Raw genomic sequence first — 12,540 nt, 5'->3', positions numbered from 1 at the left:
ATGACCGGCAGCGGCGGGTCCATTCCTGCTCCTGTGCTGCCCGTGCTTTACGAGGACAATCATTTGCTCGCCGTCGTAAAGCCGCCCGGCATTCTCTCGCAAGCCGACGATACCGGCGAAGCGGATATGGTAACGCTGCTGAAGGACGATCTAAAGGAACGATACAACAAGCCCGGCAATGTCTATGTCGGGCTTGTCCATCGTCTTGACCGTCCCGTCGGCGGCGCGATGCTCTTCGCCAAGACGTCCAAAGCGGCCTCCAGGCTGTCGGAGTCCGTTCGCAGCCGTAACTTTGACAAAACATACCTTGCCGTCGTTCACGGCGTTCCTTCGGCCCTTTCCGGCCGCCTGCGGCATTTCCTGCGCAAGGATGCCGCACGGAATATCGTGACCGTTCACGACAAGCCGGTTCCGGACGCCAAGGAAGCGATTCTCGAGTATTCCGTTGTTGAGAAGCATGGACCCTACTCGTTAATCGCGGTTAAGCTGCTGACCGGCCGGTCGCATCAGATCCGGGCGCAGATGGCAGCCATCGGCTGTCCGCTCGTCTATGATCGCAAATACGGCGCGCCGCCCGTGCAAGGCGAACAAGATATCGCGTTATGGTCGATCTCCATCGGCGTCGCGCATCCCGTCACGAAAGAATGGCTGACGATCGTTGCGCAGCCGCCGGCCTCCGAGCCTTGGAACCGTTTTGACGAGCAGCACTTCACCCGTGCACTGCATACGTTCGATCGACAAGGAGGTATGGGCTGATGAACCGCCTAAGCGCGAAACGCATGCGATGGCTCCTCCCCGGACTGCTCCTGCTCGCGCTCCTGAACGGGTGCGCGACGCAGCCGAAGCTTGATCCCGTCGCTCCGGATCAGACCGCGGACAGCGATAATCAGCCGCAGGGCGGAAACGACCAGCAGGCGCCGAGCTCGGATCCGGCCGATCCGGCGAATGAGGACCAGCAGAATCCGGCCCAGCCCGGAGACAGCAATGCGGACACGGACACGGACACAGACGTTCCGTCTGCCGGCAACGATCAGCAGAGCGGCAGTCAGAACGGCCAGCAGCCAAGCGATGACAGCACGCAGCCTCCCGCGGATGAAGGAACGCATGACGCGACGCTGATCGCGGTAGGCGATATTATGATGCATTCGCCCCAGCTTCCGGGTGCGTACGACGAGAAAACGGCTACCTACGATTTCAAGCCGTTCTTCGCTTCGGTGAAGCCGATCATCGAACAAGGCGATTGGTCGCTGGCCAACCTTGAAACGCCGATCGCCGGCAAAGCCCTCGGACTTTCCGGTTTTCCCCGTTTCAACGCGCCTCCGGAGCTGGGCGATGCGCTGAAGTACGCGGGCTTTACGACGGTCACGAACGCGAATAATCACGCGATGGACCGCGGCGCGCAAGGGATTTCGATGACGCTCGCGAAGCTGAAGAAGCTTGGCTTCGTGACGAAAGGCACTGCCCGTTCCCAATGGGAAGCCGATCAGATTACGATCGAGAAGCATGCCGGAATCTCCATGGGACTGTTGGCTTATACGTATGGGACGAACGGCATTCCGCTGCCCAAGACGCAGCCTTATGCCGTGTCCCTGATTGACGAGCAGGCGATCATTCAAGATATCGGCCGGTTGAAAGCGGCTGGCGCGGACTTCATTACGGTCGTCCTTCATTTCGGCACGGAATACCAAACGGCGCCGAACGAAGCGCAGACGAAGCTCGCGCGCGATCTCGTCGCGGCCGGAGCCGACATTATCGCCGGTTCCCATCCGCATGTCGTACAGCCATACGAATTCGCCGAAGTAACGAACCCGGACGGTTCCGTTCGTAAAGGACTCATCATTTATTCCATGGGTAATTTCATTTCGAATCAACGCGGCAATACGAAGGACTTCGGCGTCATCTATAAGGTGGGCATTCATAAGGAACGCGGCGTTACGACGATCGGCAATGTCAAAGCGATCCCCACTTGGGTGCATCGAACGTCCGTCAAGGGTCTCAGCCACTACGAGGTCGTTCCGATCGCGAACGCGCTCGCTTCCAAGACCAAAGCGTTCCCCGAATTGAGCGCGGCCGATTACGGCAAGCTGAAGACGACGTACGCGACGGTTTCGAAACGAATCGAATCCATGCATAGCAAGCCGGTTCAACTGCATGCCGCTCCATAAGCGACGACAAACCGCCCATCCGATACGGATGGGCGGTTTGTTATCTTCATTCCAGTTGTGTTGGTCTCATTCTCGTTCTCGGTAAACCTTCCTTGCGGGATGGATCATGAATTTGCGACTTTGCCAAGCAAATAGACGAGCAATTGCTGATTGTGCAAGGAAATCCGGTCAAGTGCTTCGGTTATGTATGCGTCACGGATGGAAACGCCTCGAACGACTTCCGTCATTCCTTTCTCCGTCACCGTAACCCAGACGATCCGCCTGTCGCTCTCGTCGCGTTTCCTCACCACGAGACCGCCGCGCTCCATGCGGTCGAGCAGCGTCGTGATCGCCGCAGGCGTCGTCGTCAAGTAAGCTAGCAAATCCGACGGCTTCATCGGCTGATGCTGCATCAGCAGCTCCAATACGACCAGTTGACCTTCCGTTAAGTTCGGAGCCAATTCATCCTCCAGATGCGTCTTCCATTCCTTCGTCATCTTCATCCACAGCCGGGCAAATTCCGCAGAAACGATGACCATCACCTGCTTTCTGTCCGATTTTTGCAAATATAAGACGCTATAAGTTGTCCGACTTATAGATAAGCTTATATTTCTACGGAATGAAACACGCTTCGCCACCAGAATAACCGCGACAGCCGTTTCACCTTGTTATACCTTATTATACCATGAGCGGTTGTCGAATTTAAGGTTAATGCAGTTAATATTTTGTCCGCTTAATCGAGGCAAAAGAGAACCATTTGACAGCTTTAGACATACATTGGAGGTATAGGCTGTTGTACCGGCTCGAAACATCGAACAGGAGCGTGAACGCATATGGACGACCGCAAGCTGGAGTTATTGGGCAGATTAAGCCGTCTCGGCATAAAAAAAGACCCGCAATGGCTTGAGCGGCTCGATGAACCGGCACCATTGTGGGTCGTGCTTGAATTGATGATGGAACTGATGGAACAACGCGAATCCCCGCATCAGCCGTTTGACTAAGACGGCTTCTGCTGGATCTTCGAGCGAATCAATCAATCCGTATGCTGCTGCAAATCCGCCCGGACGAACAGCGCGACGAGACCGTCTTTCTTATCGACTGGCAATATCGCGCGTCCGGTCGATTTGCGGTCCTCGATCGGCGCTTTCTCGGTCGAAGCCTCGAATGATGCGCCCGACGAAGACAGCAGGACAAGCTCCCGTTCTTCTTTGCACAATAAACCGCCGATCAGACGCTCGCCGTTCGGACGCACGCGCTTGCCTTCCTTGAATTCGAAGGTGGCTACCCCTTTGCCGCCTCTTCCCTGTACGGGATAATCAAGCAGCAAGGAACGTTTCGCGAAGCCCAGATCAGTCATGACCAGAATTTCGCCTTCATCCCCACTGACCATTTCCGCGGCAACGATTTCATCGTCTTCGCGAAGCGCGATGCCGCGTACGCCTGCCGCGACGCGCCCCATCGTGTTCACTTCGCTCTCCGCGAACCGGATGCTCATGCCCGTCTTCGTCACGAGCAGCAGTTCCTTCGCATTATCGCTCGGAATGACGCGCAGCACTTCATCCCCGTCGGCCACCTTAACGGCGGCTATAGCCGTTGAACGGGAAGATTTGTAGTCTTTCAATTCGGAACGCTTCACTTGACCGCGTTTTGTTACGAAGACAAGCGTTTTGCCCGGCGCCTCGAAATCTTTGATCGGCATCACGCTGATGATGCTGTCGTCCTTCGGCATCGGCACGACGTTTACGACCGCGGTCCCGGTATCCTTCCATTTGAACTCCGGAATGAGATGGACCGGCAGCTGGTAATACTGGCCTTTGCGCGTGAACAGCAGCAGCTGGTCGATCGTATTCACGTCGAGCAGCGTGCGGATGACGTCGCCGTCCTTGACGCCGGCGCTTGCCAGCTCGCCGCCCGATCTTGTGAACGACAGCTTTGACGTGCGCTTGATGTACCCGTCTTGGCTAAGCGTAACGAATACGTCTTCCGCCGCGACGATGACCTCCAGGTTCACTTTCAGCTCTTCCACTTCGCTTTGGATATCGGCGCGGCGGTCAATGCCGTATTTCTCGCGGATTTCCGTCAGCTCGTCCTTAATGACGCCGATCAGTTTCTTCTCGCTGTCCAGAATCGAACGAAGGTAAGCGATTTTCTTCTGAATATCCTTGAGCTCTTTCTCGATGGATGTAATCTCCAAATTCGTCAGCCGGTACAATTGCAGCGTCAGAATGGCATCCGCTTGGCGTTCGGAGAATCCGAACTTCGCTACGAGGTTGTTCTGCGCGTCTTGGCGGTTCTTCGATGCTTTGATCGCGGCGATGACCTCGTCCAATATGTTAAGTGCCTTCGCAAGCCCTTCCAGCACATGTGCACGGTCTTCCGCTTTCTCCAGCTCATATCGCGAGCGGAGAGTGACGACTTCTTTCTGATGCGCGATATAGGCGCTTAGAATGGCTTTGAGTCCTAATTGCTGCGGCGCCTTGTTAACGATCGCGACCATGTTGAAGTTATAGGCAACCTGCAGATCGGTTTTTTTCAGCAAATACGCCAAGATCCCCGGCGCGTCAGCTTCTTTCTTCAATTCCACGACGATGCGCAGTCCGTTCCGGCCGCTTTCGTCGCGCACTTCCGCGATGCCTTCCACCTTCTTCTCGATCCGGATGTTCTCCATCGCGGTAACGAGACGGGATTTGACGACCTGAAACGGAATTTCCGTAATCACGAGCTGCTGGCGGCCGCCCTTAAGTTCCTCGATTTCCGTCTTGGAGCGGTGATAGATCCGTCCCTTGCCGGTTTGATACGCATCGCGGATGCCGTCTTCGCCCATAATGAGACCGCCTGTCGGGAAATCCGGCCCCTTCACGATCGTCATCAGCTGTTCGAGCTCGATCTCCGGATTGTCCATCATCGCCATGCACGCATTGATGACTTCCCGAAGGTTATGAGGCGGGATTTCCGTTGCAAACCCGGACGAAATGCCGCTTACGCCGTTAACCAGCAGGTTCGGATAACGGGACGGCAGGACGACCGGTTCTTTCGTCGTGTTATCGAAATTATCTTTGAACAAGACCGTTCGTTTCTCGATGTCGCGAAGAAGCTCCATCGCGATCGGCGACAGCCGAGCTTCCGTATACCGCATCGCCGCGGCCGGGTCGTCATCGATCGAGCCCCAGTTGCCGTGGCCGTCAATGAGCATATGCGCCATTTTCCAAGGCTGTGCCATACGGACCATGCCTTCGTAGATGGACGAATCTCCGTGGGGATGATAGTTGCCCATGACATCCCCAACGGTCTTGGCGGACTTGCGATACCCTTTGTCCGGGGTGTTGCCCGCATCATACATGGCGTACAAGATACGCCGCTGCACCGGCTTAAGCCCGTCGCGAACGTCGGGAATGGCGCGGTCTTGAATGATGTATTTGGAATAGCGTCCGAATCGGTCGCCTACGACCTCTTCCAGGAACGCCGGTAAAAATTGTTCCAGCATACTCATGCCGATACTCTCCTTAAGCTTATTATTCCTCGTACTCCGTAAAGTCGACGTTCTCCACGATCCACCGTTTGCGCGGATCGACCTTATCGCCCATCAGCGTGGAAACGCGTCGTTCCGCTTTCGCGGCATCTTCGATCTGCACTTGCAGAAGCGTACGGGTTTCCTGGTTCATCGTCGTTTCCCACAGCTGTTCCGGATTCATCTCGCCTAGTCCTTTATAGCGCTGAAGCTCGAAGTTTTTGCCGAACTCCTTCAAATAGTTCTGCAGCTGCTCGTCCGACCATGCATAACGAACGGTTTCCAGCTTGCCGGATTTGCGCGTGATCTTGTATAGCGGCGGCTGCGCGATGAAGACGCGGCCGGAGTCGATCAACGGCTTCATGTAGCGGTAAAAGAACGTCAGCAGCAGCACTTGAATGTGCGCGCCGTCGGTATCCGCATCCGTCATGATGATGATTTTGCTATAGTTACACGATTCTGCGTCGAATTCAGGACCGATGCCGGAACCGATCGCCGCAATAACCGCCTTATATTCGTCATTCTTCAAGATATCGAGCAGCTTCGCCTTCTCCGGGTTCATCGGCTTGCCTTTGAGCGGAAGAATGGCTTGGTATTTGGAATCGCGTCCTTGCTTCGCCGATCCGCCGGCGGAATCGCCTTCGACGATGAATAATTCCGTCCGCGAGACGTCCTTGGACTGCGCGGGCGAAAGCTTGCCGTTCAGATTGGAGCTCTCGCTCTTCTTCTTGCCGCTGCGAATTTCGTCGCGGGCCTTGCGCGCCGCTTCGCGCGCTCTCGAGGCTTGAATCGCCTTCTTCAACAGCGATTGCGCCACTTGCGGGTTCTCTTCCAGGAAAACTTGCATTTTCTCGGAAACGATCGCATCGACGGCGCTTCTGGCCGACGAGCTGCCCAGTTGATCCTTCGTCTGGCCGACGAATTCCACGTCCGCCATTTTAATATTGATAACGGCCATCATGCCTTCGCGCAAATCGTTGCCGTCGAGGTTCTTGTCTTTCTCTTTCAACAAGGCGTTCTTCCGTGCATAGTCGTTCATGACGCGCGTGTACGCCGTTTTGAAGCCGGTTTCGTGCGTGCCGCCGCCCCTTGTCGGAATGGCGTTTACGAATGAGGCCATCGTTTCGGTATAACCGTCGTTGTATTGCAGCGCCACTTCGACTTCGATATCGTCGCGTTCGCCGGAAAAATGAATGACGTCGTGCAGCACGGTTTTGTCTTCGTTCAGGAACTGCACGAACTGCCTCGCGCCGCCCTCGTAATAATATTGATCTTCTTTGCCGCCTCGGCTGTCCTTCACGTTAACTTTCAAGCCGGAATTCAGAAACGCGATTTCCTGCAGCCGTTCCGAGAGCGTGTCGTAGTTGATGGAAATGTTGCCGTGGAAAACGCGGGAATCGGGCTTGAACGTAATCTTCGTTCCCGTGCGGTTCGTATTCCCGATGATTTCCAAGCCGGTCACCGGCTCGCCGACATGCTCTTTGCCGTTCTTGTCCACCCAATATTCAAAACGCTGTTTATGTATCTTCCCGTCGCGGTAAATCTCCACTTCCAGCCACTCCGACAACGCGTTCGTAACCGAAGCGCCCACGCCGTGCAAACCGCCGGATTTCTTATATCCGCCGCCGCCGAATTTACCGCCCGCGTGCAGGATCGTGAAGACGACCTGCGGCGTCGGAATGCCGGTTTTATGCATGCCCGTCGGAATGCCCCGGCCGTTGTCGCGCACGGTTACCGAACCGTCCCCGTTGATCGAGACGTCGATTGCGGAACAAAATTTGGCCAGATGCTCATCGACCGCATTATCGACGATTTCCCAGACTAGATGATGAAGACCCGAGGTGCTCGTGCTCCCGATATACATCCCAGGGCGTTTGCGGACGGCGGTCAACCCTTCCAGCACCTGAATGTCATCCGCGTCGTAGTTGCCGGCAGCCGAATTTTTCTCGCCCGCAATCAGATCCAGCTGATCAGTCATAGAGAGCCTCCTAAAATTTTTTTTGCGATAACATCTTGGAATAGCTTCTGCGCGAGCTGAAAAATCGCATCGAAAGCATTAATTTAAAATACGTTTAATCTGTTTATTCATAACGCCCATCGTTCCGCCCATCGTTCCTCACATCAAGCTATTCTAATTCATGATGTCCTGTTTCGTAAAGACGGAGAACGAAACGGCAAGGGAACCGACGGCCCATAGCGCCAGTACGAACAGCGAGAAACCGAGCGTCATGCCCGTGATCGGCGGCGGCGAGCCAGCCAAATAATCGGTCAGCTGCAAATTAACGGAGAAGATGAATTTGGCGCTGTGCCACGAGGAAGACATGCTGGATAATATCGTGCCCGAGATGACGGCCGCCATCATGGTCACGATGCTCGCGGCCGTGCTGCGAACGAGCACGGACACCATTAAGGCCATTAAAGCCACGGTCATGGAAGATACCCAGATCAAGCCCGCTTCCATCATTAAGTAGAGCCATTGAGGCACCGCATGGACCAAGCTGCTTTCGATGGAGGAACCTTGAATCACGAAACCTGTAAACACAGGTATGTTCCACCCCTCGTAGCCGAACACCGCGCCTGATATAAGATAACAGAGAACGGCGCTGACCACAACGGTTAATGAAACGTACAGCGTAAGCGCAACGAGTTTGCTGAGCAGTATTTTCCACCGTCGAACAGGCCTTGTCAGCAGCATTTTGATCGTACCCGCGGTTCGTTCACCCGAGACGAGATCGGATGCAATGGACAGGACGAGCAGCGGAAAGAACAAGGTAACCGCGTTCGACATGAAGCTGCGCGTAAACGTTACGCCGTCCGGCGAATTCGGATTGACGTTGTGATCCAGATAGTACTGCAGCTGCTGCACCGCGATTCTGCGCGAGCGCTTCCACTCGTCCGGAATCCGGTCGCTGGAGAGCATGTTCTGGTATTCGTTGATTTGCTGGACCAGCTGATTGCGCCAGTCCTTGAAATGCTGCTTGTTCGTCTGGGAGATTTTCATCTGCGCGTACGTGAAGATCGGGATCAGAATCATCAGTACGGCGATAATGACGAAAAACCGTTTCTTCTTCCATATCTTTAGCGTCTCGTTCTGTATGAGCGGCAGCAATCTATCCAATGGCTTCACCCTCCGTCATCCGCAAAAACAGCTCTTCCAGCGTCGGCGCGATTCGCTGTACGGCTATGACGCCTATTCCGGCGCGAACTGCCTTCTCGACCAGCGCCGAAATGCGGTCTTGATTCATTGTCGTGATTTGCGCATCCTTCAGGCCGGCTAGAATGCCCTCGTCGATGCGATGCTCGTCATCCTCGACGAGATGAACATCTTTTTCTCCGGCCAGAAGCCGTCTTCCTGCATCGGGCTGCTCGAACTGCCAGACGACATAATTGCCTGCGTCATGAATGAGCTCGTCCACGGTACCGACGGCGAGCACTTCGCCGCGGCTGATAATGGCGACGCGGTCGCACATGAGCTGGATTTCGCTCAACAAGTGGCTGGAGATAAACAAACTCATGCCCTCATCGGCCAGCATGCGGACGAATTCCCGTAATTCCTTGATGCCTTTGGGATCCAGGCCGTTCGTCGGTTCGTCGAGAATGAGCAGCTTCGGCCTGCCAAGCAGCGCCTGCGCGATGCCGAGCCGCTGCCGCATGCCGAGGGAAAAGGTCTTCACCTTATCATGGATCCGATTGTCCAGACCGACGATGCGCACGACTTCCTCGATCCGCGCTTTGTCGATGCCCCGCTGCATCCGCGCGAAATGTTCGAGATTCTCCCAGCCGGACATGAAGGAATAAGCTTCCGGATTTTCAACGATGCAGCCGACGTGCCGAAGCGCGGCTTCCGGATTGCGCCGAATGTCTTCGCCGCAGATCGTAATTTCGCCGGAAGTCGGTTTAATGAGATCGACCAACATGCGAATCGTCGTCGTTTTGCCCGCTCCGTTCGGGCCGAGAAAGCCAAAAATCTCGCCGCCGCGCACATCGAACGTTACGTTCTTGATAATCGGTTTGCCGCCGATTTGTTTACTGACCTCTTTGACGGATAATACGATCTCGTCATTCATCGTCCTGTTCATCGCATGCCCTCCTATTCCAGCGACTGCACTATGCGTGCCGCGATCTGCACATAGCCATTATGATTCGGGTGAAAATGATCGGATGACAAGTACCGGCTGATCGTGTTCTCGAACAAATCGAACGTCGGCACCATCGTCATGTTCGTATACCGGTGAAGCAGCGCGTAAGCTTGCTCGTTCCAGCTCTGGATCTGCAGCGAGCCTGAGCGGAAATCCGGAATATCGTAAAACGGATTGTACAGGCCTACGTAAACGATATGCGCATTCGGATTGATTCCGTGAAGCAGCTTCGTGATTTTGTCCAATTGCTGCAGCCCTTTCGGAAGCTCCGCTTTCAGTTTGTTTAAATCCAAGTCGCCCGTCGAATTGCTGGCGCTTTGCCCTGCGGCGATTTGGAACAAGTCGTTGCCGCCGATCGTGAACAGGATGACGTTCGCCTGCATCAGCGCATATCGATAGCCTTTATCCGTCGCCAGCAGCTGCGCGAGACGATCGGCCTTTAACCCGTTGATCGCCAGGTTGTTATTCAAACGGACAGACGTATCCGGATACTTCTTCTTCAGCAGGGTGATGACCTGTTTGACGTAACCTTCTCCCGAAGCGTCGCCCGTTCCTTTCGTCAGCGAGTCGCCAATGGCCGTTACGGAAATTTCCTTGGCCTCGCTCAGTTTGCTGCTCGCCGGAAGCGCGGGAAAGCTTTCGCTGCCCGCAAAGGACTCCCCTTTCGGATAAAGCATATCTTTCACGGCATAGCCGAAGCCCGCTAGAAGCAGCACCGTCGACAACACGGCCGATAATCCGATTATTTTCCATAGGTTTCCGGAGGATAACGTTCTCATGGTGCTGGTCGCTCCTCATTTTATCATTTTAATTTTTTTCAAATATATAAACCTGAATGCTTTCTTAGTTACCTATACTTTAAAAGGGTTAACTATTGGTTTAAAAATATTTCTTAAACATTTTAAAGGCGGTTTAAAAGCAATTTAAAGGCGTTTTAAAGATAATTTAAAGGCGTTTCACAACCCCCTAAATCCCGCTTGCCTTAGGGGGACCCCGGGGACTCCGTCCCTGGACCCGGAATTTGCGTGCCTGCTGCTGGGCCGTCTTCGAAGTTGCTTTGGTTGGTGGCTCGTTTTCGTCCGCATGCGGACACACTTTTAGTTTGCGTTCTTTCTTTACTTGGTGCCTTCGTTTACAACCTTGCCTAAGGGGAACCCTTGGACTCCGTCCCTGGACCCGGAATTTTGCATGCTTGCTGCTGGGCCGTCTTTGAAGTTGCTGGTTGGTGGCTCGTTTTCGTCCGCTTGCGGTTACACTTTCACTTTGCCTTCTTGCTTCACATCACTTTGAAGATCGGATACGTTTGGAATTCATCCTTTCTTGTCTAATTAAAGTAATCCTTTCGGCTTCAATTTGCAAATTCATCCATCCGAAGCCGGCGGATATCTCCCGATTGCAAAGAAAAAAGCATGCCCGCGGCCTTTCCTCTTTCGAGAAACTGCCGTTCGGGTCATGCTCGTTAAACATGGATGGTCTATTCGTAACGAATTGTTAGTGATTGCGCGGCTTGTTTGGCTAGCGCGCGGGCCTGTTCGGTGTCGTCGGCCGTGCTTAGTGCGACGGCCATGCGGCGGCCTGGCTTTGTGACTGGTTTGCCGAAGACGCGGACTTGTGTATTCGGCACCGATAGCGCATGTGCCAATCCATCGATTTGGAACGCTTCCGAGTCGCGGTCCGCTTTAAGCGTATACGTTGCACCGGGCGAGAGCAGACGGATGGTCGGGATTGGGAAGCCCAAGATCGCGCGCGCGTGCAGCGCGAATTCCGACAGATCCTGCGTCGCCATCGTTACCATGCCGGTATCGTGCGGACGCGGGGAAACTTCGCTGAACAAGACGCCGTCCTTGGTCAGGAACAATTCTACGCCATAAATTCCGTAACCGCCCAGCTCGTCCGTTACTGCGCGGGCAATCGCTTCCGCTTCGGCAATCTGCTGCTGCGTCATTTCATGCGGCTGCCACGATTCAATGTAGTCGCCGTCCTTCTGCACATGACCGATCGGCGCGCAGAACGATGTGCCTGAAACGGAACGCACCGTCAGCAGCGTAATTTCCGATTCGAAACGAATGAAGCCTTCCACGATTACGCGCTGCTTCTTCGCGCGGCCGCCATCCATGGCGTACTGCCAGCAGGCTTCGGCATCGCCTTCGGTTTTGCACACGCTCTGACCTTTGCCGGAGGAGCTCATGATCGGCTTGATGACGCAAGGCGTGCCCAGTTCCGCCACGGCAGCTTTCAGCTCGTCCAGCGTATCGGCGAACCGGTACGGCGCGGTAGGCAAACCGAGCGTTTCAGCCGCTAGACGGCGAATACCCTCGCGGTCCATCGTCAGCAATGCGGCGCGGGCAGTCGGAATTACACCCCAGCCTTCCTGTTCCAGCTCGACAAGCGCGCTCGTTGCGATCGCTTCGATCTCGGGCACGATCAAATCGGGCGTTTCTTTCAGAATCAACTCGCGAAGCGCGTCGGCATCCAGCATGTCGATGACATAAGAGCGGTGTGCAACCTGCATCGCAGGCGCGTTCTCGTAGCGGTCGACGGCAATCGTTTCAATGCCCAGACGTTGAGCCTCGATGATGACTTCTTTGCCGAGCTCGCCGGAGCCGAGCAGCATGATTTTACGGGCAGTTGGAGAAAACGGCGAACCATACATAACAGAAAGAACCTCCCAGGGAAGATCGCATGCCGCAGAGCCGGGAACGTTACGTCCGAAGTCTCTGCAAGCCGCGTATTTTCTTCCATTGTGGAG

Annotated in this window: 11 protein-coding genes; 4 read left to right on the top strand and 7 right to left on the bottom strand. The window is 54.9% G+C overall.

Annotated features, from left to right (window positions below; all coding sequences use genetic code 11):
- Together GZH47_RS29035 and GZH47_RS29030 are read left to right on the top strand one after the other, a co-directional pair.
- Positions 1 to 756 (top strand): RluA family pseudouridine synthase, encoded by a 756-nt coding sequence (locus GZH47_RS29035; RefSeq protein WP_162644492.1) that lies wholly within the window; start codon positions 1 to 3, stop codon positions 754 to 756.
- Positions 756 to 2,165, top strand: coding sequence for a CapA family protein (locus GZH47_RS29030; protein ID WP_225446260.1), 1,410 nt, complete (start codon positions 756 to 758; stop codon positions 2,163 to 2,165). Before GZH47_RS29035 ends, GZH47_RS29030 begins: the two co-directional genes overlap by 1 nt.
- 104 nt (positions 2,166 to 2,269) lie before the next feature.
- Here the strand turns inward: GZH47_RS29030 and GZH47_RS29025 are convergent, their stop codons facing one another.
- Complete coding sequence (locus GZH47_RS29025; protein WP_162645499.1) at positions 2,270 to 2,677, bottom strand: MarR family winged helix-turn-helix transcriptional regulator; 408 nt, start codon at positions 2,675 to 2,677, stop codon at positions 2,270 to 2,272.
- 300 nt (positions 2,678 to 2,977) lie between these two features.
- Here GZH47_RS29025 and GZH47_RS33920 point away from each other — a divergent pair, with 300 nt between their 5' ends.
- Complete coding sequence (locus tag GZH47_RS33920; RefSeq protein WP_192043557.1) at positions 2,978 to 3,145, top strand: hypothetical protein; 168 nt, start codon at positions 2,978 to 2,980, stop codon at positions 3,143 to 3,145.
- A gap of 32 nt (positions 3,146 to 3,177) precedes the next feature.
- Here GZH47_RS33920 and gyrA read toward each other — a convergent pair whose 3' ends face one another.
- The 5 genes from gyrA to GZH47_RS29000 all read right to left on the bottom strand — a co-directional run bounded on the left by gyrA (position 3,178) and on the right by GZH47_RS29000 (position 10,570).
- Positions 3,178 to 5,634, bottom strand: coding sequence for a DNA gyrase subunit A (gene gyrA, locus GZH47_RS29020; protein WP_162644490.1), 2,457 nt, complete (start codon positions 5,632 to 5,634; stop codon positions 3,178 to 3,180).
- A gap of 22 nt (positions 5,635 to 5,656) precedes the next feature.
- Positions 5,657 to 7,630: a DNA topoisomerase IV subunit B gene (gene parE, locus GZH47_RS29015; protein WP_162644488.1), complete on the bottom strand. Its 1,974-nt coding sequence runs from the start codon at positions 7,628 to 7,630 to the stop codon at positions 5,657 to 5,659.
- A gap of 153 nt (positions 7,631 to 7,783) precedes the next feature.
- Positions 7,784 to 8,770 carry an ABC transporter permease gene (locus tag GZH47_RS29010; RefSeq protein WP_162644486.1) on the bottom strand — a complete coding sequence of 329 codons (987 nt, stop codon included), beginning with the start codon at positions 8,768 to 8,770 and terminating at the stop codon, positions 7,784 to 7,786.
- Positions 8,763 to 9,731: an ABC transporter ATP-binding protein gene (locus tag GZH47_RS29005; RefSeq protein WP_225446259.1), complete on the bottom strand. Its 969-nt coding sequence runs from the start codon at positions 9,729 to 9,731 to the stop codon at positions 8,763 to 8,765. Before GZH47_RS29005 ends, GZH47_RS29010 begins: the two co-directional genes overlap by 8 nt.
- An 11-nt stretch (positions 9,732 to 9,742) precedes the next feature.
- Positions 9,743 to 10,570, bottom strand: coding sequence for a GDSL-type esterase/lipase family protein (locus GZH47_RS29000; RefSeq protein ID WP_162644484.1), 828 nt, complete (start codon positions 10,568 to 10,570; stop codon positions 9,743 to 9,745).
- Between GZH47_RS29000 and GZH47_RS28995 the strand changes: the two genes are divergently transcribed.
- Complete coding sequence (locus tag GZH47_RS28995; RefSeq protein ID WP_162644482.1) at positions 10,569 to 10,718, top strand: hypothetical protein; 150 nt, start codon at positions 10,569 to 10,571, stop codon at positions 10,716 to 10,718. The two genes, GZH47_RS29000 and GZH47_RS28995, sit on opposite strands and share 2 nt — an antisense overlap.
- Positions 10,719 to 11,265: 547 nt before the next feature.
- Here the strand turns inward: GZH47_RS28995 and purT are convergent.
- Positions 11,266 to 12,444: a formate-dependent phosphoribosylglycinamide formyltransferase gene (purT, locus tag GZH47_RS28990; RefSeq protein ID WP_162644480.1), complete on the bottom strand. Its 1,179-nt coding sequence runs from the start codon at positions 12,442 to 12,444 to the stop codon at positions 11,266 to 11,268.
- Positions 12,445 to 12,540: the final 96 nt, after the last annotated feature.

Origin of the sequence: Paenibacillus rhizovicinus (genome assembly GCF_010365285.1) — a bacterium.
GTDB classification, from domain to species: domain Bacteria; phylum Bacillota; class Bacilli; order Paenibacillales; family Paenibacillaceae; genus Paenibacillus_Z; species Paenibacillus_Z rhizovicinus.
Note: the sequence above shows the minus strand (reverse complement) of the source record. Positions and strands in the feature narration are given on the sequence as shown.